General features: G+C 70.7%; 25 protein-coding genes. 12 read left to right on the plus strand and 13 right to left on the minus strand.

What is annotated here, in order from left to right; translation table 11 throughout:
• Positions 1 to 18 precede the first annotated feature (18 nt).
• Genes ABD691_RS22030 through ABD691_RS22040 form a run of 3 tightly spaced genes read left to right on the plus strand, consistent with a single transcriptional unit; the run spans position 19 to position 4297 of the window.
• Positions 19 to 2529 (plus strand): GcvT family protein, encoded by a 2511-nt coding sequence (locus tag ABD691_RS22030; protein WP_344682651.1) that lies wholly within the window; start codon positions 19 to 21, stop codon positions 2527 to 2529.
• 26 nt (positions 2530 to 2555) lie between these two features.
• Positions 2556 to 3326 (plus strand): electron transfer flavoprotein subunit beta/FixA family protein, encoded by a 771-nt coding sequence (locus ABD691_RS22035; RefSeq protein WP_344682653.1) that lies wholly within the window; start codon positions 2556 to 2558, stop codon positions 3324 to 3326.
• A 2-nt stretch (positions 3327 to 3328) separates the two neighbouring features.
• A complete protein-coding gene (locus ABD691_RS22040) occupies positions 3329 to 4297 on the plus strand; it encodes an electron transfer flavoprotein subunit alpha/FixB family protein (protein ID WP_344682655.1) in 969 nt (322 codons plus the stop codon).
• Positions 4298 to 4305: 8 nt separating this feature from the next.
• Here ABD691_RS22040 and ABD691_RS22045 read toward each other — a convergent pair whose 3' ends face one another.
• From ABD691_RS22045 to ppk2, 3 genes are all read right to left on the minus strand, one after another.
• A complete protein-coding gene (locus ABD691_RS22045; RefSeq protein WP_344683496.1) occupies positions 4306 to 5310 on the minus strand; it encodes a zinc-binding alcohol dehydrogenase family protein in 1005 nt (334 codons plus the stop codon).
• 22 nt (positions 5311 to 5332) lie between these two features.
• Complete coding sequence (locus tag ABD691_RS22050; protein ID WP_425565137.1) at positions 5333 to 6205, minus strand: universal stress protein; 873 nt, start codon at positions 6203 to 6205, stop codon at positions 5333 to 5335.
• 213 nt (positions 6206 to 6418) lie between these two features.
• Positions 6419 to 7258, minus strand: a complete 840-nt coding sequence (ppk2, locus tag ABD691_RS22055; RefSeq protein WP_344682659.1) for a polyphosphate kinase 2 — start codon at positions 7256 to 7258, stop codon at positions 6419 to 6421.
• A 172-nt stretch (positions 7259 to 7430) separates the two neighbouring features.
• On the opposite strand from ppk2, the gene ABD691_RS22060 reads away from it, so the two are divergent.
• A complete protein-coding gene (locus tag ABD691_RS22060; protein ID WP_344682661.1) occupies positions 7431 to 7838 on the plus strand; it encodes an Hsp20/alpha crystallin family protein in 408 nt (135 codons plus the stop codon).
• Positions 7839 to 7852: 14 nt separating this feature from the next.
• Here the strand turns inward: ABD691_RS22060 and ABD691_RS22065 are convergent, their stop codons facing one another.
• The 4 genes from ABD691_RS22065 to ABD691_RS22080 all read right to left on the minus strand — a co-directional run bounded on the left by ABD691_RS22065 (position 7853) and on the right by ABD691_RS22080 (position 11242).
• On the minus strand, positions 7853 to 9049 hold the full coding sequence (locus tag ABD691_RS22065; RefSeq protein WP_344682662.1) for a site-2 protease family protein: 1197 nt from the start codon (positions 9047 to 9049) through the stop codon (positions 7853 to 7855).
• A gap of 10 nt (positions 9050 to 9059) precedes the next feature.
• Positions 9060 to 9941, minus strand: coding sequence for a universal stress protein (locus tag ABD691_RS22070; protein ID WP_344682664.1), 882 nt, complete (start codon positions 9939 to 9941; stop codon positions 9060 to 9062).
• A gap of 158 nt (positions 9942 to 10099) precedes the next feature.
• The gene (locus ABD691_RS22075) at positions 10100 to 10606 is read right to left on the minus strand and encodes a universal stress protein (protein WP_344682666.1); all 507 of its coding nucleotides are present in this window, start codon (positions 10604 to 10606) and stop codon (positions 10100 to 10102) included.
• A gap of 21 nt (positions 10607 to 10627) precedes the next feature.
• Positions 10628 to 11242: an Rv1733c family protein gene (locus ABD691_RS22080; RefSeq protein ID WP_344682668.1), complete on the minus strand. Its 615-nt coding sequence runs from the start codon at positions 11240 to 11242 to the stop codon at positions 10628 to 10630.
• Between the two features lie 215 nt (positions 11243 to 11457).
• Here ABD691_RS22080 and ABD691_RS22085 point away from each other — a divergent pair, with 215 nt between their 5' ends.
• Entirely contained in the window at positions 11458 to 12108 is a 651-nt protein-coding gene (locus ABD691_RS22085; protein ID WP_344682670.1) for a DinB family protein, read from the plus strand.
• On the opposite strand, the gene ABD691_RS22090 is transcribed toward ABD691_RS22085, so the two are convergent.
• Complete coding sequence (locus ABD691_RS22090) at positions 12100 to 12360, minus strand: SHOCT domain-containing protein (protein WP_344682672.1); 261 nt, start codon at positions 12358 to 12360, stop codon at positions 12100 to 12102. The two genes, ABD691_RS22085 and ABD691_RS22090, sit on opposite strands and share 9 nt — an antisense overlap.
• Before the next feature lie 167 nt (positions 12361 to 12527).
• On the opposite strand from ABD691_RS22090, the gene ABD691_RS22095 reads away from it, so the two are divergent.
• Complete coding sequence (locus ABD691_RS22095; protein WP_344682674.1) at positions 12528 to 13397, plus strand: universal stress protein; 870 nt, start codon at positions 12528 to 12530, stop codon at positions 13395 to 13397.
• Positions 13398 to 13420: 23 nt separating this feature from the next.
• Positions 13421 to 14065 carry a phosphoribosyltransferase gene (locus ABD691_RS22100; protein ID WP_344682675.1) on the plus strand — a complete coding sequence of 215 codons (645 nt, stop codon included), beginning with the start codon at positions 13421 to 13423 and terminating at the stop codon, positions 14063 to 14065.
• Between the two features lie 83 nt (positions 14066 to 14148).
• Here the strand turns inward: ABD691_RS22100 and ABD691_RS22105 are convergent, their stop codons facing one another.
• Positions 14149 to 14367, minus strand: coding sequence for a hypothetical protein (locus tag ABD691_RS22105; RefSeq protein WP_344682678.1), 219 nt, complete (start codon positions 14365 to 14367; stop codon positions 14149 to 14151).
• Between the two features lie 577 nt (positions 14368 to 14944).
• Between ABD691_RS22105 and ABD691_RS22110 the strand changes: the two genes are divergently transcribed.
• From ABD691_RS22110 to ABD691_RS22130, 5 genes are all read left to right on the plus strand, one after another.
• Positions 14945 to 16228, plus strand: coding sequence for an FAD-binding protein (locus ABD691_RS22110; RefSeq protein ID WP_344682680.1), 1284 nt, complete (start codon positions 14945 to 14947; stop codon positions 16226 to 16228).
• A 44-nt stretch (positions 16229 to 16272) separates the two neighbouring features.
• Positions 16273 to 17337 carry a Gfo/Idh/MocA family oxidoreductase gene (locus ABD691_RS22115; RefSeq protein ID WP_344682682.1) on the plus strand — a complete coding sequence of 355 codons (1065 nt, stop codon included), beginning with the start codon at positions 16273 to 16275 and terminating at the stop codon, positions 17335 to 17337.
• Positions 17338 to 17354: 17 nt separating this feature from the next.
• On the plus strand, positions 17355 to 18542 hold the full coding sequence (locus tag ABD691_RS22120; RefSeq protein WP_344682684.1) for a hypothetical protein: 1188 nt from the start codon (positions 17355 to 17357) through the stop codon (positions 18540 to 18542).
• A gap of 124 nt (positions 18543 to 18666) precedes the next feature.
• The gene (locus tag ABD691_RS22125; RefSeq protein ID WP_344682685.1) at positions 18667 to 19983 is read left to right on the plus strand and encodes a UDP-glucose dehydrogenase family protein; all 1317 of its coding nucleotides are present in this window, start codon (positions 18667 to 18669) and stop codon (positions 19981 to 19983) included.
• A gap of 77 nt (positions 19984 to 20060) precedes the next feature.
• Positions 20061 to 20630, plus strand: coding sequence for a hypothetical protein (locus ABD691_RS22130; RefSeq protein ID WP_344682686.1), 570 nt, complete (start codon positions 20061 to 20063; stop codon positions 20628 to 20630).
• 116 nt (positions 20631 to 20746) lie between these two features.
• Here ABD691_RS22130 and ABD691_RS22135 read toward each other — a convergent pair whose 3' ends face one another.
• The 4 genes from ABD691_RS22135 to ABD691_RS22150 all read right to left on the minus strand — a co-directional run bounded on the left by ABD691_RS22135 (position 20747) and on the right by ABD691_RS22150 (position 25028).
• Positions 20747 to 21388 carry a GntR family transcriptional regulator gene (locus ABD691_RS22135; RefSeq protein ID WP_344682687.1) on the minus strand — a complete coding sequence of 214 codons (642 nt, stop codon included), beginning with the start codon at positions 21386 to 21388 and terminating at the stop codon, positions 20747 to 20749.
• Between the two features lie 61 nt (positions 21389 to 21449).
• Positions 21450 to 22205 (minus strand): cysteate racemase, encoded by a 756-nt coding sequence (gene cuyB / locus ABD691_RS22140; protein ID WP_344682689.1) that lies wholly within the window; start codon positions 22203 to 22205, stop codon positions 21450 to 21452.
• Between the two features lie 16 nt (positions 22206 to 22221).
• Entirely contained in the window at positions 22222 to 23583 is a 1362-nt protein-coding gene (locus tag ABD691_RS22145; protein WP_344682691.1) for an aldehyde dehydrogenase (NADP(+)), read from the minus strand.
• The gene (locus tag ABD691_RS22150; RefSeq protein WP_344682693.1) at positions 23580 to 25028 is read right to left on the minus strand and encodes an amino acid permease; all 1449 of its coding nucleotides are present in this window, start codon (positions 25026 to 25028) and stop codon (positions 23580 to 23582) included. The genes ABD691_RS22145 and ABD691_RS22150 overlap by 4 nt, the downstream gene beginning before the upstream one ends.
• Positions 25029 to 25039 lie beyond the last annotated feature (11 nt).

Below are 25039 nucleotides of genomic sequence, written 5' to 3' on the forward strand. Positions count from 1 at the left end.
GACCCCACGGAGGAAATCATGAGCAGCCTTCCGGACCGCGCCGACGTCGTCGTGGTCGGAGCCGGGATCGTCGGCAACTCGGTGACCCACCACCTGGCCGACCTCGGCTGGCGCGACATCGTGCTGCTGGACAAGGGACCGCTGCCCGATCCCGGTGGTTCCACCGGGCACGCGTCGAACTTCATCTTCCCCGTCGACCACTCCAAGGAGATCACCTCGCTGACGCTGGACTCCATGCGCCAGTACGAGAAGTTCGGCACCCTGACCACCTGCGGCGGCATCGAGGTCGCCAGGGAACCGGCCCGGGTCGAGGAGCTGCACAGGCGGATGTCGGCGGCCACCTCCTGGGGAATCCACGCCGAGCTCATCACGCCCGACCGGGTCGCCGAGCTGGTCCCGTTCATCGACAAGAGCATCGTCCGGCTGGGGTTCTGGACGCCGTCGGTGGCCGTGGTCGATCCGCTGCAGACCGGTGCGCTGATGCGCGAGCGGGCCACCGAACTCGGCGCGCTCACGATCTCGCCGCACACCGAGGTGCTCGGGATCGACACCGAGCGGGGCCGCGTGTCGAAGGTGCGCACCGACCGGGGAGACATCGAGACCGACACCGTGGTGATCGCCTGCGGGGTGTGGAGCCCGCGGATCGCCCGGATGGCCGGAGCCGCCATCCCGCTGACTCCCGCGGTGCACCAGATGATCGACGTCGGCCCGATCCCCGAGCTGGAGGCGACCGGCACCGAGATCGCCTACCCGATCGTCCGCGACATGGACACGCTCATGTACGAGCGGCAGAGCGGCGCCGATCTCGAAGTGGGTTCCTACGCCCACCGGCCGATCCTGCACGAGCCCGACGAGATCCCGTCGATCGCCGCGGCCCAGCTCTCCCCCACCCAGCTGCCGTTCACGGCCGACGACTTCGACCAGCAGATGCACGACGCGCTGGAGCTCTTCCCGGACGTCCTCGCCACCGAGGGCGCCGGTGTCCGGCACGCGATCAACGGGCTGCTCTCGCTGACCCCGGACGGCGGCCCCCTGCTCGGCGAGACGCCCGAGGTGCGCGGGCTGTGGTCGGCCGCGGCGGTGTGGATCAAGGAGGGCCCGGGAGTCGGCCGGATGGTGGCGCAGTGGATGACCGACGGCCACGCCGAGATCGACCTGCACTCCGCGGACATCGCCCGCTTCTACCCGCACCAGCGCACCCGCCACCACGTGCGGGCCCGCGCCTCGGAGGGGTTCAACAAGACCTACGGCATCGTGCACCCGCGCGAGCAGTGGGAGTCCAATCGCCAGCAGCGGCTTTCGCCCTTCCACCCCCGCGAAGTGGCGCTGGGCGCGCGGTTCTTCGAGGTGGGCGGCTGGGAACGGCCGCACTGGTACGAGTCGAACCGCCCGCTGCTCGACGAGTTCGCCGTCGAGGACCGGCCGCACGAGTGGGACGCGCGGTGGTGGTCGCCGATCACCAACGCCGAGCACCTGGCCATGCGCGAACGGGTCGCGATGATCGACCTCACCGCGTTCGCCCAGTTCGAGGTGTCCGGGCCGGGGGCGCTCGACTACGTCCAGCGGATGGTGGTGGCGCAGGTGGACCGCCCGGTCGGCCGCGTGATCTACACCCCGGTGCTGGGCGCCAACGGCGGTTTCCGCAGCGACCTGACGGTGGTCCGCCTCGCGCGGGACCGCTTCCGCATCGTCACCGGCGGCGCGGACGGAGCCCGCGACCGCAAGTGGTTCACCGACCACCTGCCCGGGGACGGCAGCGTGGGATTCGCCGACGTGACCTCGGCGGTGTGCACGATCGGCCTGTGGGGTCCCCGGGCCCGCGACCTGCTGGCCGCGGCCACCGAGGACGACGTGTCCAACGAGGGCTTCCCGTTCGGCACCGGCCGGTGGATCGAGGTGGACGGAGTACCGGTCCTGGCCCTGCGGCTGTCCTATGTGGGCGATCTCGGCTGGGAGCTGCACGCCCCCTTCGAGCAGGGCCTGCGGTTGTGGGACGCGCTGTGGGAGGCCGGGCAGCCGTTCGGCGTGGTGCCGGCCGGGATCGGCGTGTACGGCACCACCGGGCGGCTGGAGAAGGGCTACCGCCTGATGGGCGCCGAGCTGGAGTCCGAGTACGACCCGGTCGAGGCCGATCTGGCGCTGCCCAAGGTGAAGCCTGCCGACTTCATCGGCAAGGAGGCGTACCTGCGCGCCCGCGACCAGAAGCCCACGGCGGTCATGTGCACGCTCACCGTGGACGACCACACCGACCCGTCCGGCACGCGCCGGTACCCGCAGGGCGGCGAACCGGTCCTCACCCCGGCCGGGGACCGGATCGTCGACAACAGGGGCCGGCCGTCCTACGTGACCTCCGCCGGGGCCGCGCCGTCGCTCGGTGCCTACCTGCTGATGGTCTACCTCCCTCCGGAGCACGCGGTGGAAGGCACTCGGCTTGCCGTGCAGTACATGGGAAATCGCTATCCGGTGACCGTGGCGCGGGTCGGTCGCACACCTCTGTTCGACCCGAGCGACGAGCGGATGAAGGCCTGAACGCACCGAGGAAATGAGGTTCGGCGATGAACGTGCTCGTATGCGTCAAACGAGTACCGGCCACCGGGGCGAAGATCCCGCTCACCGAGGACGGGACGGACGTCGACACCCGCCACCTCGGCTTCACCATCGGCCCGCACGAGGAGTGCGCGGTCGAGGAGGCCGTGCGCATCGTCGAGCGGTCCGGCGGTAGCACGACCGTGCTCACCGTCGGCCCGCCGGAGGCGGACGAGCAGCTGCGCTACGCCCTGTCCATGGGCGCGGACCACGGCGTGCTGGTGGAGACGGGGCCGGGCGAGACCGACGCCCAGGCGACGGCGACGGCGATCACGGCGGCGATCCGGGAGCTGGAGTCCGATGCCGGGCGGTTCGACCTGATCATGTTCGGCACCGAGTCCGCCGACGCGGGCAACTACCAGGTCGGGATCCGCGTGGCGCACGCGCTGGGGCGGCCGATCGTCGGCGGTGTCAAGGGAATCGACCTCGACCAGGAGGCGGGGCGCGCGACGTTCCGCCGCCCGGTCGGCGACGGGGTCGAGGTGTACCAGGCGCCGCTGCCGTCGGCCGTCGCGGTCAAGGAGGGCCTGAACCTGCCGCGCTATCCCAGCATCAAGGGCAGGCTGCGCGCGAAGAAGACGCAGCTGCGGACCATCCGGCCCGAGCTGGCGGCCGGGGGCCTGCGCAAGGTGCGGTTGCGCCCGCCGCCGGAGGCGGAGCGGGAGACGGTGGTGCTCGGCCGTGGCGCGGAGGCCGCCGGACGGGTGGTGGACGTGCTCGAAGACCTCGGGGTGGTGTGATCATGCTGCTGACACTGATCGAGACCGGCGACGGCGCCCTCACCGCGGCTTCGGCGGGCGCGGTGGCGCGGGCGCACGCATTGGCCGGTGAGCTCGGCGTGCCGGTCGCCGCGGTGACCTTCGCGGCGAGCGAAGACCTCACCTCGGACCTGGCCAAGCACGGCGTGGGCACGGCGTACGTGCTCGACCACGAGCTGCTGGCCGAGTACTCGCCGGAGCGCTGGGGCGAGGCGCTGGCGGCGTTGCTCCGGCAGCTCGAACCCGCCGGTGTGCTCGCCCCGGCGTCCGACGAGAGCACCGAGGTGATGGCCCAGGCAGCGGCCCGCACCGGACTTCCGCTGGCGACCAACTGCGTCACCGTGACACCCGGTGAGCCGTGGACGCTCACCCGGCAACGCGTCGGCGGCGTGCTGCTCGAAGACGCGGAACTGCACGCGCCGGTCAAGCTGGTCACCCTGGCCCCCGGCGGTGCGGACACCACGCCACCCGATCCGGCCGACGGTGAAATCGAGGTGGTCACGTGCAGGCCGGACCTCGACGAGGGCATGGTGCACACCGAGCTCGTGGACCGCACCGCGGGCGACACCGGCGTCACGCTCGCGACGGCCAAGGTGGTGGTCTCCGGCGGACGCGGCGTGGGCAGTGCGGAAGGCTTCGCCACGCTGGAACAGCTCGCCGAACTGATCGGCGGCGCCGTCGGCTGCTCCCGGGTCGCCACCAACAACGGCTGGCGCCCGCACACCAACCAGGTCGGCCTGACCGGCACGAAGATCTCCCCGGACCTCTACATCGCCTGCGGCATCAGCGGCGCGACCCAGCACTGGGTGGGCTGCATGGACGCCAAGACCATCCTGGCCATCAACACCGACGACCAGGCACCGATGGTCACCCGCGCCGCGTACGCGGTGATCGGCGACGTGCACGAGGTGCTCCCGGCCGTCATCGAGGAGGTCAAACGGCGAGCCGGGTAGAGCGGTGGTCAGCCGGGCAAGCGCAGGACGGCAGCGCCGCGCACCCGGTCGCCTGCCAGGTCGCGCAGTGCGCGGTCGGCCTCCTCGAACGCGTACGGCGTTGTCGTGACGCGGAGGCGATGCCGGGCGGCGAACCGGAAGAAGTCCCTGCCGTCCTGGCGCGTGTTCGCGGTGACGCTGCACAGGTTCCGCTCGAAGAACAGGTGGCGCTGGTAGTCCAGCGGTGGAACCTCGGACAGGTGTATGCCCGCGATCGCCAGGGCGCCGCCTCGGTCCAGGGCCTCCAGCGCCACCGGGACGAGGTCCCCGGACGGAGCGAACAGCACCGCGGAGTCCAGTAATTCGGGAGGAGCGTCGTCCGCACCGCGCGCGGACGCGGCCCCGAGCTCCAACGCCAGTGCCCGCGCGGCCTCGGACCGGGTCAGCACGTGGACCGTGGCGCCGTTGGCGATGGCGACCTGTGCTGTGAGGTGGGCGCTGGCGCCGAAGCCGTAGATGCCCAGCCGGCCGCCCTCCGGGACACGTGCCCGCAGCCACGCCCGGTAGCCGATCAAACCGGCGCACAGCAGGGGCGCCAGCTCTTCGTCGGAGTAGCCCGCAGGCAGGGAGTACGCGTACTCAGCGGGAACTGTCGTGTATTCGGCGTATCCGCCGTCCGCGTCCCACCCGGTGTACTGCGAGTCCGGGCAGAGGTTCTCCTTCCCCGCCCGGCAGTACGCGCAAACACCGCAGGTGCGGCGCAACCAGGCGATCCCGACGCGGTCACCGCAGGCGACCCCGGCCACCTCCGGCCCCCGCTCCACCACCTCGCCGACGACCTCGTGGCCCGGGACCACTCCTGCCTTGTGGGTGGGAAGGTCACCTTCGACGACATGCAGATCGGTCCGGCAAACCCCGCACACCGCCACCCGCACGACGAGTTCGTCAGGAGCCGGTGCCGGTACCGGGAGAGCGCGCAGCGACAGCGGCGTGCGGCCCAGCGGGCCGGGCTTCTCCGCTCGCCACGCCCTCATCGTCGCCGTTGCGGCCATGTCGTCACCGGGCGACGATCACCGGGCACGGCGAGTGCTGCAGCAACTGCTGGCTCGTCGACCCCAGCAGCAAACCGGTGAATCCGCCCCGTCCCCGGGCACCGACCACCACGAGCTGGGAAGCCCGCGCGTGCTGGAGCAGCGCCCGCGCGGGCTTGTCCTGGGCGACGAAGCGCTGCACCTCGACATCGGGGAAGTTCTCGCTCCACCCCGCCATCAGCTCGGCCAGCCACCGCTCCTCGTCGGTCTGCGCGGTGTCCTGGTCCCCTCCCCACCACGCCTTGCCGTTGTTCACCGAAGGCCAGGTGTGCACGACCCGCAGCACGACATGGCGCCGCAACGCGTGCTCGAACGCGAGGGTCAACGCCCTGTCACTGCCTGACGAACCGTCCACGCCGACGACCACCGGGGCGTCGGGCAACGCCGTGTCAGGGCCGCGCACCACCGCGACCGGGCAGTGACCGTGCGCGCTCAGGGCCACCGCGATCGACCCGACGATCACGCCGGTGAACCCGCCCAGACCGCGGCTTCCCACCACGACCAGTTGCGCGTCGCGGGACTGGTTGACCAGCACCGCACCCGCCTGCCCGGTGCGGATCTCGGTTTCCACCACGAGTTCGGGAGCCTGGCCCGCGGCGACGTCGGCGGCCTGCCGCAGCCATTGCTTCGCCTGCCGCTGGACCGCCGTCGCGTACGACTCGGGAAGCGGGACGGTCGGCAGCTCCGGGAGGTAGACCAACGAGAACACGTCGGCGAAGACCAGGTGCAGGTGCGCTTTCCTGCGCTGCGCCTCCGCCGCTGCCCACCGCACCGCGTGGAGTGCCGCCGACGACCCGTCGACACCCGTCACAACCGGTTTCGGAGGTGCGTCGCTCACCATTGGCACTCCCTTCAAGCCCGACGTCACGGTCCGTCGACCGGTGCCGCGGCAGCTAGGGCCGAGTGGCCTTTTCCCGGGAAGCCGCGCCATTCCCGCTGCTTCCCGCGCCCAGCTCGATGCCGCGATCCCGGCGTGCGCGGCTTCCAGCCAGGCCGGCCAGCCCCAGCGCCTCCTGCCCGGTGCTCACCCACTGGGCATGCACGGCTGGCGCTAGCGCCGCGCGCAACTGGCCGCGTGATCCGGTACGTAGTGGTGGTGCCCCCGGGGCGGTTGCGCGTAGTCGTCCGATCGCGGTGCGGAAGGCAGGTCGAAGACCGGGCGTGGCACCTCGTGGTACGGCACCGTCGACAACAGGTGCGCGATCATGTTCAGCCGCGCGCGCCGCTTGTCCTCGCTTTCGACCAGGTACCAAGGAGATTCCGCGGTGTCGGTGGCCGCCAGCATCTCGTCCCGCGCGTCCGAGTACTCCTGCCAGCGGGCCATCGACTCCACGTCCATCCGGGACAGCTTCCACCGCCGCATCGGGTCCTCGCTGCGCCTGCGCAGACGCCGTTCCTGCTCGGCCCGGCTCACCGAGAACCAGTACTTGCGCAGCAGCAGGCCGTCGTCGACCAGCAGCCGCTCGAACACCGGGCACTGCCGCAGGAACCGCTGGTGCTCGTCCTCGCTGCAGAAGCCCATGACGTGTTCCACGCCCGCGCGGTTGTACCAGCTCCGGTCGAACAGCACGATCTCGCCCGCGGCGGGCAGTTGCGCGACGTAGCGCTGGAAGTACCACTGCGTGCGCTCCCGCTCCGTCGGTACCGGCAAGGCGACGATGCGCGCCACGCGCGGATTGAGGTACTCGGAGACGCGTTTGATCGTGCTGCCCTTGCCCGCCGCGTCGCGGCCCTCGAACACCACGGCCAGCCGGGCGCCCTCGTCGCGGACCCACTCCTGCAGCTTGACCAGTTCCGCCTGCAAGCGGAACAGCTCCTTCTCGTAAACCGCCCGCGGCAGCCGTTCCCGGACGACCTCCTCGGTCCGGTCCGGCTCAGTGCTGCCAGTCATGACCGCCGCCCTCCCACACCGACGTCACCGTCCATGATGGGCGTCCGGTCCCGGGCGGTCACGCCCGGTTTCGAGCCCGCCTCGGGACGGGTACGTGCCAGGTGGGACGGACCGCCCGCCGGCTGTCCGCCACCAGTACATGCGCTGGGGACAAACCACCGGGAGGAACACGATGACCAGCTTGCGGCCCCGATCGGGCATGGGAATTCCGGATCTGTTCCGGATGTTCGAGGGCGAGTGGCCGTTCGGCGAGCACCACTCGATGCGGATGGAGACGTTCACCGACGAGGGCGCCTTCGTCGTCCGATGCGAACTGCCGGGGGTGAACCCCGACGAGGACATCCACATCAACGTCGAAGGCAACCAGCTCAAGATCGACGCCGAGCGCAGGCACGAGGAGCGGGCCGAACGCTACAGCGAGTTCTACTACGGCTCCCTCAGCCGCACGATGCTGCTGCCCGCGAGCTGCAACACCGACGACATCAACGCCGAGTACGAGAACGGCGTCCTGACCATCCGCATCCCGCGCCGGGAGACCGAGGTGAGCAGGGAGATCCCGGTCGCCCGCAAGGGAAAGTGACCTCGCGCCGGTGATCACCGGTCCTGCCCGGGGTACCACCAACCCGAGGGCGGCGGCTCGGGGCTGCTCCCGCCGGGACCGGTGTCGCCGGGCAGGCCGATCCCGCGGTCGGCGACCACGCGGCTGATGTCCGACGGCGAGACGATGCCGACCAGCTCTCCGTCCCGCAGCACCACCAGGCGCCCGTCCTCGGTGGTGGACAGGCGCGGGAGGACCTCCGCCAGCGGTTCTTCCGCGCCTGCAGCGGGAACGCGGTCCGCCGCGCGGGCGACCTCGCCGACCGTCGTGTGCTCGCGCTCCTGGCGGGGAACGCCGCGCAGACGTCCGAGCGTGACCAGGCCGGCGAAACGTCCCGCGTCGTCGAGCAGCGGGAAGGTCGAGTGCCGGCTTTGCAGGGCGACGTCCTGGAGGAACCGTTCCACGGTGAGCCGCCCGTCGGCCGTTTCGACCGGGCTGGACATGACGTCCCGCACCCGGACCCCGGCCAACGCGATGCGGACCTTCGCCTGCTGTTCCTCGGCGCCGGCGACGCTGGCGAGGAACCAGCCCAGTAGCACCCACCACAGCCCTCCGGCGCCACGGGCAAGCAGTTCCACGAACCCGAGCGCGACGAGCAGGAAGCCCAGCCCGCGTCCTGCCCGCGCCGACCACACCGCGGCGCGGTACCGGTCTCCGCTCCACATCCACAGCACGGCGCGCAGCACCCGCCCGCCGTCCAGCGGCGCGGCGGGAACCATGTTGAACACCGCGATCACCAGGTTCAGCGCCGTGAGGTACCCGAGCACCGCGATGCCGAGCGCGTCGCCCGAGAGCAGGCCGCCCGCCAGTGCCGCGACGCCGAACAGCACGGCCATGACGAGGCTCGCGACCGGGCCCACCACCGCGATCCGCAGCTCTCGGCCGGGGGTTGCGGCTTCGCCGCGCAGCCGGGCCACGCCGCCGAGCAGCCACAGGGTGATGCCGTCCACCTCCACCCCGTTGCGCCTCGCCACGACCGCGTGCGACAGCTCGTGCGCCAGCAGCGAGACGACCAGCAGCACCGCGGCCACGACCCCGCCGAGCACGTAGCCGACCGGGGAATGCCCCGGGTACGCCCGCGGGAGCTGGTACCCGGCCAGCCCGATGATCACCAGCACGACGATGCCGACGACGCTCCAGTGCAGGCCGATCCGCACCCCTGCGACGGTGCCGAGCGGGACGGTGGCCTTCACCGCGGCCTCGTCAGCGACCGGCGGGGATGACGGCGACCGGGCAGGGCGCGTGGTGCACCACGGCGTGGCTCACCGAGCCGAGCAGCAACCGGCGGACCCGTCCGCGGCCGTGGCTGCCGACGACCAGCAGGCTCGCGCCTTCGGCTTCCTCCACCAGCGTGTGCGCCGCCTGCGCGGCGGAGACGGCACGCCGCACCGTCACGTCCGGGTACTGCTCGGCCCATCCGGCCAAGGACCGGGAGAGCAGTTCGAGCGCGTCGTCGCGCATCTCGGTCCACGGCACCTCCCAATGCTGAACCCGCGCGTACGGATCGAGCGGGGCGTCGCTCCACGAGTGCGCGGCCACCAGGACCGCCTCGTGGCGGGAGGCGAAGTCGAACGCGAACTGGACGGCCTTCTCGCTGACCGCCGAACCGTCCACGCCCACCACGACAGGACCGGTGCCCGGCTCGGGTCCGCGTCCCCGCACGACGACCACCGGGGCGCCCGAGCCGCGCGCCAGCAGCTCCGCCGCGGTCGATCCCAGGTGACTGGCCACGCCACCAGCACCCACCGCCCCCAGCACCAGCAGCGCGGCGTCCTGCGCGGTCGCGGCCAGCACCTCGCTCGGATCCCCGAAGGGCAGCTCGCTGCCGATGTCGAGACCCGGGCCGATCTCCCGGCAGCCTTCGACCAGCACTGCCAGCTCGCGGCGCAGGGCCTGCTGGAGCGGCTCCACGACCTCCTCCTGGGCAGGCACCGTCACCGGGACCCGCTCGGAGAAGGGCCAGACGAAGACGTGCACCAGCAGCAGCCTGCGATGCCGGCTCGCCGCCTCCCGAGCGGCCCACCACACCGCCCTGCGCGACGCGTCCGACAGGTCGTAGCCGACGACGACCGCGTCACGCCCCATGCCAGCCATCGTGGATCCACCTCCTGCTTGTCCATGGTGAACCGCATGCGGCTGCGCGTCAGATCCGCGACCGCCGATCCCGCTGCCACGGCTCCCGGCGGGCGCGGCAGGTGGCCGGTCGGCGATCCCTCCGGCACCGCGTCGAAAAGCGCTCGTGCTCAGCCCAGCGCCGGATCACCGGCCACCGAGGTCTCTCCCCCGCCCGCGGTCCCGCCCCCGATCTCCATGCCGGCAGGCACGATCACCACCGGGCACCGCGCCTTGTGAGCGCACCGCAGCGCGGTGCTGCCCAACGCCCCGGTGAACCGGCCGTGCCCGGAGCTGCCCAGGACCAGCATCGCCGCGTCAGCGGCCTTCCGGACCAGGACCTCGGCGGCATGTCCTTCGACCAGTTCCGCCTGGACCTCGGGCTCGGCCTCCCCCGCCAGCGACTCGCGGACGACGCGCATCAACTCCTCGCGGTGCTTCTGCCGGATCTCGTACGGCGCCAGCTCCGGATGCAGCAGCAGCGGCGCGGGACCGGACATGACGGCGTGCGATTCCCAGACCATGACGACCCGCACCGGGACGGACCGGCGCCGAGCCTCCGCCAGCGCCCAGCGCAGAGCGCGCGAGCTGGCGTCGGATCCGTCGATGCCGACGACGAGCGGGCCGAATCCGGTCACGGCGATCACCTCGCGTTCCGGTCACTGCAGCCGCCGGGTCCACGTCGGTTCGACGACATCCCACTCCCGTTCCCAGTTCCTGCTGGCGGCGGCCTCGGCTGCCCAGCGGACGAGTGCAATCAGCGCCGCACATCCGGTCACCAGGACCAGCCACCCGGCCACGCCGTTCGTCCAGGCCGACACGACGACCTGATCGGCGGTCCGCGGTGGTCCGGTGACCCGGTCCTGGTCGTCGACCCACAGCGGCACCCGGGCACCGGCCACGGTGTTCACGCCGACCTCGACCGGTTCCGACCTGGGTGAGCCGTCCCGGCCCTGCCACGAGACGAGCGCCCAGATCTGCTCGGGCTGGGCGCTGTGCGGACCGGACGCGGCCTCGCGCAACTCGACCGGCCCGGTCGCGACCGCCTGCACCTCGTGCCTGCTGGCCGCTTCCCGCGCGGCCACGGCCAGTTCCCACTCGTAGCTCATGCTCGCCCAGGTGGCCGCGAACGGGACAGCCAGCAGCCCGGCCACGACGAGTGCGACGGTCAGCCACGCCACCAACCGGTCGGCGCCTCGCCGCAACGGGTTGCCCGCCGCGCCCAGCGCGTGGCCGAGCCAGCAGGTATGGGCCCACAACCATCCGCGCCGCATCCGCTCGCTCCCCGAACACTCGTAGTTCAAGGTCCACAGTGCGCGGCGGTTCCCTGGGCACACAGGGCATTTCGTCATCGCGTTCGACTCCGCACCGCCGGCCGCGCCCCACGAACATGGACTCGTCTCGTCCGCCGAGCTAGAGTTGATCCCCGGCGGGGCCTCTGCGGCAGCCCGGACGCGACGTTCGGGGAGAAGCCGGTCTCGTCGTCTCGATGGCCCAGATGCTGGCCGTCGACATCCCTCTCGGCCAGGAATCCCGGTCGGCATCCGATTCGCGTTCGGCCACACCGAAGCCGCGCGACATCGCCACGGCCCGTTGGAACCGTGGCCTCCCACGCTGTCCACGAAAGGAAGCACACGACATGAAGGTCCCGACTCGCATCACCGACTGCCCCGAGCGTCAGATGCTCGAATACATCCTCGACCACACCCGGGCCGAACTGATCGGCACGGTCCGCGGCCTCTCCGAAACGCAGGCCCGCCGCCGTCTCGTCCCGTCCATGACGACGTCGATCGGACTGCTCAAGCACGCCGCGTTCGCGGAAAGGAAGTGGTTCCAGCACATCCTGGGAGGGTTGCCGGAGTCCGAATGCGACGGTGCGATGGTCGGCGAGGCCAGTTTCCTGGTCAGCGACGACGAAACGGTCGCCGACGTGATCGCCGAGTTCGAGCGCGCAAGCGACCGCGCACGAACGATCGCCGCGGAGGTCGACCTCGACGCCACCCGGCAGCACCCTTCCGTCGGCACCGTCAGCCTGCGCTGGATCTACCTGCTCATGATCCAGGAATTCGCCCGCCACGCAGGCCACAGCGACATCCTGCGTGAGCAGACCGAAGCCACCCGCCACCCCCGGTCAAGCTGATCGGCCGCGCCGCCGCTCCGACAGAGCGCGCAGGCGTCCGCGGTACTCCTCCTCGTCGATCTCGCCGCGTGCGAACCGCTCGGCCAGCAGCGCCTCGGCCGACTCGGTTCCCCGATCGGCCCGGCCCGTGCGGCCCAGGTACCGCACCAACGCGATGATCGCCACGAGGATCAGAGCCCAGAACAGCAGCATGCTCACCGACATGAACACGAATCCCCACGGGCCCGCGTCATCGCCGTCCCAGTAGTGCATCGCCCACCCCCTCGGCTTCCAACACCGACCCTCACCTCGGCGATGCGGCCGAGGATAGAGGAGATGGTCACCAGGCCATGAATGCGCACGTCCACCGGCCGCCCGGCAGAGGACCTTCGGCCCCAGCGCGGTCTGCGCCGCGGAGCCGAGCCGCCCATCCTGTGCACATGGGTTCATCGCGAACAGGCGCTGTGGTGGCCGGGTACGACGGTTCGACGAGCTCGCGGCGTGCTCTGTGGTGGGCCGCCCTGGAAGCCGTCACACGCAACCAGCCGCTCGTGCTGGTCCACGCCTTCCCGGTCCCGGTATACGAGTCGGCCTACAGGGATCTGTCCAGCGAGGCGTTCACCTTCGAATCCTTGCGCGACAACTCGGAACAGACGCTGGCGGCCGTCGCGTCCGAGTGCCGCCAGCGCATGCCGGGGCTGGACGTGCGAACCGAGGTGCGTTTGGGCCATCCCGCGACCGTGCTCGTCGACGCGTCCACCGATGCGAGCGTGCTCGTGCTTGGTCCCCCAGCGCTGAGCCGAGTACGGCGCGTGCTGCTGGGGTCGACCGCGGCCGAGGTCGCGCGCACGGCGCACGTGCCGGTCGTGTTCGTTCGGGGAGAACACGCTGAGGAGCCGGCACCCGCGATTCGCCGGGTCGTCGTGGGAGTCGACGGTTCGGCGTCCAATGCGCGAGCGGTCGAGTTCGCCTACGACTTCGCCGACCGGCACGGCGCCGGGCTCACCGCGATGCTCACCGAAGCACCGCCGGACGAGTGGGCGCCGGGCGACTCCGGCACCGTCGACGCCTGCCGGAAGGAACTGGCCGAAGCGCTGGCGGGATGGGCGCAGATCTACCCCGACGTCATGGTGCACGAGGTCGTGGAGCAGGCCGAGCGCGCGGCCGATGTGTTGCTGGGCGTGGCATCCGAAGCCGACCTGCTAGTGGTCGGTACTCGTGGACGCGGCGTTGTCAGGTCCGGGCTGCTCGGCTCCGTCAGCCACACCGTGGTCCACTACGCCGAATGCCCGGTGGCCGTGGTGCGGTAGCCGGCCGTGCGGAAGGGCAGGCGATGATGTCGCTGTTCGCCGATCGAGCGGACGCCGGGGGCCGGCTGGGGAGCCGGCTTTCCCGCTTCCGCGATTCGGATGCGGTCGTCCTGGGCGTGCCGCTGGGCGGTGTGCCCGTCGCCTTCGAGGTCGCCAGGGCGCTGCGCGTGGCGCTGGACGTGATCGTGGTCCGCAAGCTCGACGTCGGCTCCCACCCCGAGCTCGGCATGGGGGCCGTGGGCGAGGACGACGTGCGCATCATCAACGACGAGGTGCTGTGGCGAACCGGGGTGAGCGCGGACGAGATCAGCCGGGCGGTGGGTGCCGCGCGCGCCGAGGTCGACCGGTTGGCCGCGCGGCTCCGCGCCGGTCGGCCGCGGGCGCGGGTGCGGGGCCGGAGCGCCATCGTGGTCGACGACGGAATCGCCACCGGCTCCACCGCGCACACCGCCTGCCGCACAGCGCACGAGCTGGGCGCGACGGAGGTCGTGCTCGCCGTGCCCTTCGCCCCGCCGCACGCCTTGGAGCGCTTGGAGGAAGTCACGGACGAACAGGTGTGCCTGGCCTCCACGAGCGAACCCGGCTCGTTCCGGCAGTCCTACCTCTTCTTCCCCGCTGTCACCGAGGCCGAGGTCGCCGACCTGCTGCGCCGGTCCACCTCCGGCTGAGTTCCAACCCGACCGGCGTCATCCGCGAACTCACCGGCCAATGCCACAGCATCGCCGAACCGGCCGAGGGCGAGCCGCTGTTCCTACCCGCCGAAATCGTCGAAATCCTTGACCGGCAAGGGGATCTCGGGATCAGCGAGCGGATGCCGCGCATCGAACCTCGCCGCCAAATCCTCACCGGCATGACGGCGGCTGCGGGAAATCCTGTCCTCGACCTGACCCTCGGTCGAATTCGCCTTGCTGCCAGGAAATTCTGCGCGGATATCGCCGAAGTCATCCCCGGCGCCAAGGGAAACGCTCATCCCACCCCCATGACGACGTCCGCCGCGCGACTGCGCCCGGCACTGACAGGATCGTCAGGCACAGCCAGGCAAAATAGGGCCGATCGGCCCTCCACTGCCCCAGCCTCCAACCCCCGGCACCAGGACCAACGGATGCAACCACAAACGGTGCCGAGTCAGGGGTCGCACTCGCCTGTCCGCTCATCTATGGTTGCGCTGTCGAGAAAACTTCCCTCGTCGCTCGACGGTGCCGCCAGAACACCGTTGCAACACCGGATCATTCTTGGGGGCGGCCGCATCCGGCGACCAACAGATCATCCGGTCATCGCGAAAAACCTGGCGTGCCCAGCCATCAAAGATCTTCGAGAACACCTGTCGACATCGGCGGGCACCCACTCGGCGGGAATCTGACCTAGGAGCGTTCTGTATGAACAGCCGACGAAGTCCGTTACACCAGTTGCACGTAGTAATCGTCGGAGCGGGCAACGCGGGTCTTTGTGCCGGTATAGCGGCAATTCAGGCGGGAGCGACGTCGGTCGCCATCCTCGACTCCGCCCCGGAGGAGCTTCGCGGCGGGAACAGCTCGCTTACCAAGACCATGCGCTTCTCTTGGCGTGAAACGTCTTACATCGCCAACCTGCTCCGGGACAGCGACCGGGACCGCGTCGACGAGATCCTCGCCGGGCAGACCGAGTACACCGAGGACCAGTACCTCGACGACTGGCTGCGGGTGTCCGGCGGTCAGGTGGACGTCCCGCTCATCGAGTCGATCATCAGCCGGTCGAACAGCACCATCGCGTGGATGTCGGAGTTCGGGCAGAGCTGGGCGCCGCGTCCGAACCCGCTGCCCGGCGATGTGCCCGTCATCCTCGACGGAGGCGGGCAGGGGCTGCAGAACAGGAACTTCAGCCGGTTCGAACGCCTGGGGGGAACGGTCTTCTACGACAGTTCCGTGGAAGACATCGAGGTCGCCGCCGACGGGCGCTACGTCCTCAGAGGCTCGGGCCCGGCGTTCCCGGTCGTCTGCCACGCGCTCGTGCTGGCCTCGGGCGGCTTCGAGGGGAACGCGCGGATGCGGGAGCGCCACCTCGGCGCGCAGTGGCGGGACGTGAAGCTGCGGGGAGTGCCGTTCAACGAAGGCGCGCCGCTGGAGGCGGCCGTCGCGCTCGGTGCCGACACCGCGGGCAACTGGAGGAACTGCCACACCACGCCGCAGGGAACGGCGCTGCCGGACTACATGATGCCCGGGCAGATGCACAAATCGCACGGCCTGGCGCGTTACGCGTTCCCCCGGGGGATCGTCGTCAACCGGGACGGACGCCGGTTCTTCGACGAGTCCGGCGACTACAGCAACCTCTCCTACGTCACGCTGGGGCAGCGGATCCAGGAGCAGCCGGGCAGGATCGCCTTCCAGATCTTCGACAACAAGGTGGTGCGGGCCGGTCTGCTGCCGGACGGCTACCTCTCCGATCCGGCGTCTGTCGTCGTGGACTCGATCGAAGAGGGGGCCGGCAGGCTCGCCATCGACGAGGAGAACCTGCTCGACGAGATCAGGCGGCTCAACAACGGAGGCGTCGATCTCGTTCCTGGTGAACGGGATTCCGCGACCCGCACGCCCAAGCGCATCGACACACCGCCGTACCTGTTCACCCCCGTGGTCTGCGGGCTGACCTTCACCTACGGCGGGCTGTCGGTCAGCACCGACGCCGAGGTGCGCTCCGGAGAAGAACCGATCAGCGGGCTCTTCGCCGCGGGCGAGATCGTCGGCGGTCTTTACGACCAGGGATATCCGGGTGGAACCGGGCTGATGGCGGGTGCCGTGCTGGGGCGCTCGGCCGGAAGGCGCGCCGCCGAACACGCTGTCCGAACCGGTGGGAACTGACCGCGCCGAAGGTCCTGGACACCTCGAGGAAGTTGCGAGCCGACATGAGAATCGTGATAGCCGGTATCGGGACGATCGGATCGCGGCACGTCGCCTGCTTCGGGCAGGCAGGCCACGAGGTGATCACCGTGGACCGCAGGGCGGGCGCGGACGCGGACCGGGTGGACCGGGTGCCGGACCCGTCGAACGTCGACGCGTGGGTCGTCGCCACGCCGACCGCCAGCCACCTCGCGGTGGTCGACGAGATCCTGCGCTCCCGGCCGGACGCGCACATCCTGCTGGAGAAACCCGCCTGCTACCCGGCCGACCTCGCCGATCTCCTGCGGACCATCCGGAGCCACCCGCGCTCCAGGGTCGTGGTCAACGACGTGTACGCCTACAGCGGGGCCGTGCAGCGGTTCGCCGAGGTGGTCCGCGGGTCCGGTGACTTCGACCAGATCATGAAGATCACCATGGAGTTCACGAAGAACCGCGAGCTCGACGTCGCCAACGGGAGGTTCGTCGACACCCAGTACGGCGAGGCCGGTTACGAGTTCTTCCACATGCTCAGCATCCTGCGGTCGATCGTTCCGGCCGACCGGTACGAGACCTACCTGCGAACGGTCCCGGTGCTGGTGACGCCGGAGTTGCGGGTGCGGACGCTGGCAGCGAACCTCCCGGAGATCGAGCTGTACGCGTCCTCGACGGGGGCCGTCGGGTTCGGCCACCTGGCCGGGTTCGCCTTCTCCGCGAGCGAGTCGAGGCACTACCTCGCCCGTTCGCGGATTCCCTACGGAGCGGACCTGCGCTACCGGTTCGCCGACGTGGAGTTCAGGATCGGCAGGCACGTGACGCTGGTGTTCGAGCCGTGGCACGGAACGGCCGTCGACCACCGGAACAAGCACGCCGTCCACCTGCGCGACACCGAGTCCCAGCGGCATTTCACGTTCTCCGGCAACCACTTCAACGACGCGATCCTGCGGCAGCTGGACCTGCTGCACAACGCGGCGGAGGGCACTTCCGTGCTGCGGCTGGCCGAGCACCAGTACATGGCGGGGCTCGGTCTCGCCGCGGCCGCGGGCGGCTTCCTGTGGCCGCTTGAAACAGACCTGTACGAGAAACTCGCATGATTTGGAAGTGAGGGACGATGCAGACGACCAAGGACTTCGCGACGATGCTGCGCTTGACCTCCGACATACTGGCCGAGGTCACCGACGCGGAATCGGCCCGGACCCGGGTCGAGAGCCGGATCAAGTCCGACGACGCCGACTACCAGCTGTTCACCGACGCGTGCCGGTTCGACGCTCCCTACGTCGGGAGCTGGATACACGGGCCGGGCGAGAGGGCCCCGTACCTGTCGTTGGAACTGGCCGCCGCGTCGCTGGACGACCAGCACTACCGCGCCATGCTGGCCGAGATCGTGCTGTCCACCTCCACCGCCATTCCCTACGACTACCGGGCGCTGGCCGCCGAGGAACTCGTCCGCCTCGGACCCGGCGAGTTCGCGGGTGCCCTCCAGGACGTGGTGGACTCGTTCGAGCCGCTTCCCCTCCGGTCCACGGAGACGAAGATCAACATACCGACGGACGGGATCGACCACCTCTTCGACATCCCGGAGACCGCGGCGGGCCGGATCGATCTGCTGGTGGCCGCCAGCAAGCTCAAGACCCTGGAAAGCCGGTACTGGCTGGCCAGCCGGATCCTCGGAGTCGGCGAGCACGTGGGGGCACCGGAGACCGAGGCACAACGGCTGATCGCCGAGGACGTCGGGACGAACATGATCGCACCGTCGGACTACCTGGTTGTCTGGGACCAGGAGTTCCCGGGCGTGCACGGCGCCAATCTCACGCTCGCCGAGCTGATGCGGATCGTCCTGCTTGCCCCGGAGTGCAAGCTGCCCGACACCACCGTGCGGCCGATCCTGGTCGACTTCTACCGGTCGGTGCTGCGGATCAGTGGCCGCTCGATCATCGGCCTGGCCGCCGGAGTGTTCCACGTCGAGCACGGAACACTGGCCGACCCGTCCTACTACTACCAGGGCCGGGACGCGATCATCGGCAAAGGCTGCGTGATCGACTGCGTCGGCGGAGCGATCCTGCAGAAGGGCTCCTTCCTCGGCGGCGGGTTCATGCCCATCCTGATCCACACCCACAAGCACATCCGCAACAGCAGCGAATCAGCCGCCGCCGAACGCAAACGGATCCTGCCCTGCGTCTTCGTCGCCGAAACCGGTGCCCGCTACCCGATGCACGCCGTCGGCCTGTTCGAATCCGTCGACTACCTGGACAAGGAAACCCCGTACAAGGGAATCCGAATCCTCCCGGCCGACGCGTAGCACCGGCGCCGTTTCGGTCCTTGCCGGAAGTTCGCGGAGTTTCGATCGTTTCCCGCCGCCGAACCGGGGGGCGCGGCCCTCCGGCGACGGCGCGCGGGCCAGGGGGAGCGAAGGGATGAGTTCGATGCGCGATTCCAAAGTCGCGGTGGTGGGCGCCGGGTATGTGGGACTGACGACAGCGGCCTGCCTGGCGTCGCTGGGGCACGAGGTCGTGTGCGCGGATGTCAACCGGGCCAAGGTGAACGCGTTATGCCGCGGTGAGACGACGATCCAGGAGCCCGGGATCTGCGAACTGGTCGTGGACGGGCTCGCGGCGCAACGGCTGAAGTTCGTGCTCGGCGCGAGTGCCGCGATACCCGAGGCCGGGATCGTTTTCCTGTGCGTGCCAACACCGATGGGCCCCGACGGCGCGGCGGATCTGTCCGCCCTCGAGTCCGTCGTGACGGAGCTGCGCCGGGGGCTCCTGCCCGACTGCGTGGTGGTGAACAAGTCGACGGTTCCGGTGGGAACAGCCGTCCGGGTCGCCGGCCTGCTCGACCGGGCCGACGTCGCGGTGGTGTCCAACCCGGAGTTCCTGCGGGAGGGAATGGCGGTCCGCGACTTCCTGGGGCCGGACCGGATCGTGATCGGCTCGGACGACCCGGACGCGGCCAAGCGGGTCGCCGCGCTGTACGGGAACCTGAGCGCACCCGTCCTGCTGACCGATTCCGCCAGCGCGGAGATGATCAAGTACGCGTCCAACTGCTACCTGGCCACCCGTCTGTCCTATGTGAACACCATCGCCGAGTTGTGCGAGCATCTCGGTGCCGACATCGGCGACGTGACCGCGGGCATGGGCTACGACCCGCGGATCGGCAGGTCGTTCCTGCAACCCGGTCCGGGGTGGGGCGGTTCCTGCCTGTCGAAGGACACCCACGCGCTGCTGCGGGTGGCGGAGGACGCGGGCTGTGGTTTCCCGGTGCTGCGCGCCGCGATCGACACCAACGTGCACCAGCACGACCTGGTGGTGGACAAGGTCCGCCAAGCGGTCGGCGGCCGGTTGGCGGGCGTCCGGGTCGGCCTGCTCGGGCTGACGTTCAAGGCGGGCACGGACGATCTGCGGGACTCCCCCGCGCTGGAGATCGCCGACCGGATGGCGGCCGAAGGCGCGGAACTGGTCGGCTACGACCCGGCCGTCGACGGCCCGGTGCCGGGCGCGACCGATCGGGTCCAGGTCGCCGAGACCGCCTACCACGCGGCGATGGGCGCGGCGGCCGTGGTGCTGCTGACCGACTGGCCCGAGTTCCGCGGCCTCGACTGGGACCGGATCGCCGGTCTGGTCGCGGGCCGTTCCGTCATCGACACCCGAAACCTCCTGGACCCGCTCGTCCTGCACCGCGCGGGGCTGTCCTGCCTGCGCATCGGCCATCCGGCGCCGGACGAGGTCGGCCTGGTGCGATGACTTCCACGGGCTGGCCGGGAATTCCGGTGCCGGACGTCGCGGTTGCGGGCCGGTACCAGCGCACCTAGCCTCCATCGATGCTCGTGCCACGATTGCAGGCGGCAGCGCTCCTCCTCGGCCCGGTCGTCTTCGCCGCGTCGCCGTTCTTCTGGATCGACGGGCATTACGGCGTGACCGGCGGGATGTTGATCGCGCTGTCGATGGTGCCCTGGGTGTACGGACTGATCGGCGAGTACGAGCGGCTGCGCGAACGCGTCCCGCGCCTCGCCGGGCTGTGGTTGTTGCTGTTGTTGATCGGGATGTTCGGCAGCATCGCCTTCGGGCTGCAGGGCTTTTTCGAAGGGGTGTTCGGCGTGGGCGGCCGGGCGGGACTCGCCCAGCTGGAGGACTACCCGCCGCAGAGCGTCTTCGTGCTGTGGCTACCGGGACCGGCTTTCCCGTTGTCCCTGCTGGTGTTCGGCATGCTCGTCGGCTGGACCCGGATGTCCCCGTGGTGGGTCGCCGTCCTGATCTGCGTTGCCGCGATCGCCTTTCCGCTGGGCCGGGTCCTCCGCCTCGACTGGGTCGCCTACGTCGTCGACCTGCTGGTGATCGTTCCGTTCACGCAACTCGCCTGGCGTGCTTGGCATCGGACGGCCACCAGCTGAAGGCACGACGTCAGCCGAGGAAGAACAGGACCAGCAGCGCCGTGATGCCGAAGGCGACCCGGTCGGTCGACGGCCGGACGGCCTCCGCGAGGCCAACCGCTCGAAGAGCCGGTCGTTCAGGCGTCGAGCTCGTCGGCTTCGAAGAGGTCGTCGATGAGCCCGCCGAGATGCGTCCAGTGCTCGGCGGAGAGCACCGCGGCGGCGTCCGCGTCCCCGCGTGCGCACAGCTCGACCAGCTCGGCGTGGTGGTTGACGGTGTCATGGCCGCCGAGCAGGGTGGAGAACTTGCGGTGCAGGATCCGGTGCACTTGGGGGTGCAGCTGGTCGATCACCCTGCGCAGGACGGGGTTCCCGGCCGCGTCGATGGCCACCCCGTGGAAGGCGTCGTCGGCGGCGAAGGCGCCGGTGATGTCGTGCTGCTCGACGGCTCGCGCGAAGTCGTCGTTGGCGCGGCGCATGCGGTCGAGATGATCGGCGGTCATGTGCGGAACCCCGGTCCGGACGGCGAGTTCGTCCAGCGACCGGAGCACGACCAGGGTGGCCGCGACGTCGTGGCGGTTCAGCGTCGTGATCCGGGCGTAGACGCCGGGCTTGGCCTCGACGAGCCCGGTGTCGGTTAGGCGGGTGAGCGCTTCGCGGACCGGCGTGCGGCTGAGCCCGAGGCGCTGGGCGACCTCGGCGTCCCTGATCTTCTCCCCCGGAGCGAGTTCGCCGCTGACGATCGCGTCCTTGAGCCGTTCGTAGGCTGCGTCGCTCATGCGCGGCCGTTCGACCGGCGCTTCATCCCACCGCGCCATAGCGCGTCCAATCTAACCGCTGTCAGCTGCTGCCCTTCGCCGCCCGCGCATGAGCGATGACGGCCTCGGCGAGGACCTGGGTCGGGTCCACCAGGGGCACGGGCAGGTCATCGGCGCGGAGGCCGAGCGGAACCTCGGTGCATCCGGCGATGACGGCCTGCGCTCCCCGCTCGACGAGCCGCCGCGCCGCGCTCGCCAGCAGGCCCGGATCTCGCCTGCCCGCCTTGATCAACCGGATCGCGGCCATCACCTCGTCGGCCTGCGACGCGGCGTCGGGTTCCAGCAGCGCGACCCCGGCAGCGGCCAGCCACTCCCCGTACAGCCCGGCGCGCACGGTGCCGGTCGTGGCCAGCAGACCGACCTCGCGGACCGGCGGCCGGAGAGCAGCCAGGTGACGGCTCGTCCGCTCGATCATGTGCACCAAGGGGACGCCGACGCGCTCGATGACCGCGGGCAGGAACGCGTGCGCGGTGTTGCAGGGGACGGCGATCACGTCGGCGCCGCCGGCGGCGAGCACGCGGGCGCCGTAGGTCAGCCACGGGGTGGGGTCGGTACCGCCTTCGAGCAGGGCCCGGGTGCGGTCGGGGGTTGTCGGGTCGGACCAGATGATCACGCGCAGGTGTTCCTGGTCGGTGTCGGCCGGGGTCGCGCGGATGAGCTTGGCGTAGAAGTCGGCGGTGGCCGCCGGGCCCATTCCCCCGAGCACACCGACCGTGGGGCCGACGACGCCTGGGTCGGCGGTTCGGGGGAACGAAACACCGAGGACGGTGTCAGACACGGTGGAGCGCCGAGCGTCAGCCGAAGCGCTGCGGGACCCGCCACGGGTTGGCGTCCCGCAGCGGCTCCGGAAGCAGTTCCTCCGGCCAGCCCTGGTAGGCCACCGGGCGGAGGAACCGCTCGACGGCCGCGGTGCCGACCGACGTGGTCGCCGGTGCGGTCGTGGCCGGGAACGGGCCGCCGTGCTGCATCGCGGCGGTCACCGCGACCCCGGTCGGCCACTCGTTCCAGAGCACCCGGCCGCTCCGGTCGGCCAGCACCACGGCGAGGTCGCCGACGGCTTCGCCGACGTCGGCGTGCAGCGAGGTGGTCAGCTGACCGGGCATCGCCGCCACCACGGCGGTCAGGTCCGCCAAACGCCGGTAGGTCACCACGATTCCCAGCGGCCCGAAGCATTCCTCGGCCACGTCGCGGGAGAACGAGTCGAGGTCCATCGCCAGCAGCCGGGGTGCGAGCGGTTCCTCCGGCCAGACCACCTTCCGGGCTCCCGGCAACGCCGCCGATCTCGTCGCCCCGTCGACGAACCCGGCCGCGATGCGCTCGTTGAGCATCGGAGCCGCGGTGACCCCGCGCAGTCCCTCCGCGATCCGCTCGACCAGATCGGTGCCCTCGGGTGCGAACAGGAGCCCCGGATTGGTGCAGAACTGGCCCGCGCCCAAGGTCAGCGAACCCACGTACCCCTCCGCGATCTCCGCCGACCGGCGAGCCGCACCCGGGGTGACGACCACCGGGTTGACGCTGCCCAGCTCGCCGTAGAACGGGATCGGTTCGGGTCGCTCGGCGGCGATGCGCGCCAACGCGAGACCGCCCCGGACCGAGCCGGTGAACGCGGCCGCCCGGATTTCCGGTGCCCGCAACGCCTCCACGCCTTCCTGCTCGCCTTCGACGAGCCCGAACACCCCCTCGCCCAACACGCCGCGCAGGATTCCGGCCACCCGGCGGGACAGTTCCGGGTGGCCGGGGTGCGCCTTGACCACCACCGGACATCCGGCGGCCAGCGCCGAGGCGGTGTCCCCGCCCGCGACGCTGAAGGCGAACGGGAAGTTGCTCGCCGCGAACACCAGGACCGGCCCGACCGCAGTGCGGTAGCGCCGCAGGTCCGGGCGAGGAGCCGGGGGCCACTGCGCGTCCGCGCGGTCGATGCGCACGTCGAGGAACTCCCCGGCCCGCGCGACCTCCGCGAACGACCGGAGCTGGAACGTGGTCCGCGTGAGCTCCCCGTTCAGCCTCGGTTCGCCGAGGTGGGTCTCCGCGTCGGCGAGCCTGACCAGCTCGGCGCGCTCGGCTTCCAGAGCGTCGGCCACAGCGTCCAGTTTGGACGCCCGATCCGCCGGTGCGGTCGCCGCCCATCGGCGCGCGGCCTGCACGGTCTCGTTCATCGTGTCGTCGCCTTCCTGTTCTCGACGGAGCGGTGGTACCCGAACAGGCCGTAGAGCACCAGGCCCACGACCATCCAGGCACCGAACCGCAGCCAGGTCACCCATTCCAGATTGCTGATCAGCCACAGTGAGAACGCCACCCCGATCGCGGGCACCAGCGGCACCAGCGGGGTGCGGAACTGCCGGGGCTGGTCCGGCCTGGTCCGGCGCAGCACCACGACGGCGATGGCGACCAGCGTGAACGCCGCCAGGATCCCGATGTTGGTCAGCTCGGCGGCCTCCCGGATCGGCAGCAGCCCGGCGATCAGCGCCGAGCCCACCCCGACCGGCCAGATGACGCGGGTGGGCACGTGCCGCCTCGGGTGGTTGCGCGCGAAGTACGCGGGCAGCAGCCCGTCGCGGCTCATCGCGAACCACACCCGCGACACCGCCAGCATGTTGGCGAACGCCGACGTCGTGATGCCGAGGATGCCGCCCACCGCGACCACCGTACCCAGGCCCGCCAGCCCCACCGAGGCCAGCGCGCTGGAGAACGGGCTGGAAACGTCGATGTCGCGGTGGTTCTGCATGCCCAGCAGCACCAGGCACACCAGCAGGTAGATGACCGCGGCGATGCCGAGCGAGAGGACGATCGCCTTCGGCAGCAGCTTCTTGGCCTCCCGGCTCTCCTCCGCCGCCGCGCTCATCGCGTCGTAGCCGTAGACGGCGAAGAACACCGTCGCCGCGCCGGTGACCGCGCCGCCGATGCCGTAGGGCAGGAACGGGCTGTAGTTCCCGGCCGAGATGTGGAAGGCCCCGGCCACCACCACGACCGCGACGATCAGGATCTTGAGCACCACCAGGACGGTCTCGAAGCGCGCGGATTCCTTGGTACCGCGGGAAAGCACGAACGCCAGCAGCATGCACAGCAGCGCGGCGAACAGGTCGACCTTGTGCCCGGCACCGGTACCCGGAGCGCCGAGCATCCACGCGGGCAGGTCGATCCCGACCTGTTCGAGGATGTAGGAGAAGTAACCGGACACCGCGATCGCCACCACGGCGACGATCGCGGTGTACTCCAGCAGCAGGTCCCAGCCGACCAGCCAGCCGACAACCTCGCCGAGCGAGGCGTAGACGTAGGTGTAGGCCGACCCGGATTTCGGGATCATGCCGGCGAACTCCGCGTAGCACAGGGCCGCGGCGGCGCTCGCCACGATCGCGATCAGGAAGGAGATCAGCACGCCCGGCCCGGCGTCCTCGTTGGCCACGACACCGGCGAGGGAGAACACCCCGGCGCCCACCAGGCCGCCGAGGCTGAGCGCCACCAGCTGCCACAAGCCCATGCTGCGCTGGAAACCACCGGTTTCCGGCTCGTCGGACCCGATCGGCTTCAGCCGGAAGATCCCCGAGCGGGACAGCAGTCGCGCTCTCGGTCCGGCGTCGTCCGCCCGGTTCACCAGGGACATGTCGGCCCCTT

Source organism: Saccharopolyspora taberi (assembly GCF_039534165.1).
Taxonomy (GTDB): domain Bacteria; phylum Actinomycetota; class Actinomycetes; order Mycobacteriales; family Pseudonocardiaceae; genus Saccharopolyspora_D; species Saccharopolyspora_D taberi.

Coding starts and splice junctions, on each gene's coding strand:
- ABD691_RS22030 (WP_344682651.1), top strand. CDS start 19: ATGAGCAGCCTTCCGGACCGCGCCGACGTCGTCGTGGTCGGAGCCGGG.
- ABD691_RS22035 (WP_344682653.1), top strand. CDS start 2,556: ATGAACGTGCTCGTATGCGTCAAACGAGTACCGGCCACCGGGGCGAAG.
- ABD691_RS22040 (WP_344682655.1), top strand. CDS start 3,329: ATGCTGCTGACACTGATCGAGACCGGCGACGGCGCCCTCACCGCGGCT.
- ABD691_RS22045 (WP_344683496.1), bottom strand. CDS start 5,310: ATGAGGGCGTGGCGAGCGGAGAAGCCCGGCCCGCTGGGCCGCACGCCG.
- ppk2 (WP_344682659.1), bottom strand. CDS start 7,258: ATGACTGGCAGCACTGAGCCGGACCGGACCGAGGAGGTCGTCCGGGAA.
- ABD691_RS22060 (WP_344682661.1), top strand. CDS start 7,431: ATGACCAGCTTGCGGCCCCGATCGGGCATGGGAATTCCGGATCTGTTC.
- ABD691_RS22070 (WP_344682664.1), bottom strand. CDS start 9,941: ATGGGGCGTGACGCGGTCGTCGTCGGCTACGACCTGTCGGACGCGTCG.
- ABD691_RS22080 (WP_344682668.1), bottom strand. CDS start 11,242: ATGCGGCGCGGATGGTTGTGGGCCCATACCTGCTGGCTCGGCCACGCG.
- ABD691_RS22085 (WP_344682670.1), top strand. CDS start 11,458: ATGGCCCAGATGCTGGCCGTCGACATCCCTCTCGGCCAGGAATCCCGG.
- ABD691_RS22090 (WP_344682672.1), bottom strand. CDS start 12,360: ATGCACTACTGGGACGGCGATGACGCGGGCCCGTGGGGATTCGTGTTC.
- ABD691_RS22095 (WP_344682674.1), top strand. CDS start 12,528: ATGGGTTCATCGCGAACAGGCGCTGTGGTGGCCGGGTACGACGGTTCG.
- ABD691_RS22100 (WP_344682675.1), top strand. CDS start 13,421: ATGATGTCGCTGTTCGCCGATCGAGCGGACGCCGGGGGCCGGCTGGGG.
- ABD691_RS22105 (WP_344682678.1), bottom strand. CDS start 14,367: ATGAGCGTTTCCCTTGGCGCCGGGGATGACTTCGGCGATATCCGCGCA.
- ABD691_RS22110 (WP_344682680.1), top strand. CDS start 14,945: ATGCGCTTCTCTTGGCGTGAAACGTCTTACATCGCCAACCTGCTCCGG.
- ABD691_RS22115 (WP_344682682.1), top strand. CDS start 16,273: ATGAGAATCGTGATAGCCGGTATCGGGACGATCGGATCGCGGCACGTC.
- ABD691_RS22120 (WP_344682684.1), top strand. CDS start 17,355: ATGCAGACGACCAAGGACTTCGCGACGATGCTGCGCTTGACCTCCGAC.
- ABD691_RS22125 (WP_344682685.1), top strand. CDS start 18,667: ATGCGCGATTCCAAAGTCGCGGTGGTGGGCGCCGGGTATGTGGGACTG.
- ABD691_RS22130 (WP_344682686.1), top strand. CDS start 20,061: ATGCTCGTGCCACGATTGCAGGCGGCAGCGCTCCTCCTCGGCCCGGTC.
- ABD691_RS22135 (WP_344682687.1), bottom strand. CDS start 21,388: ATGAGCGACGCAGCCTACGAACGGCTCAAGGACGCGATCGTCAGCGGC.
- ABD691_RS22145 (WP_344682691.1), bottom strand. CDS start 23,583: ATGAACGAGACCGTGCAGGCCGCGCGCCGATGGGCGGCGACCGCACCG.
- ABD691_RS22150 (WP_344682693.1), bottom strand. CDS start 25,028: ATGTCCCTGGTGAACCGGGCGGACGACGCCGGACCGAGAGCGCGACTG.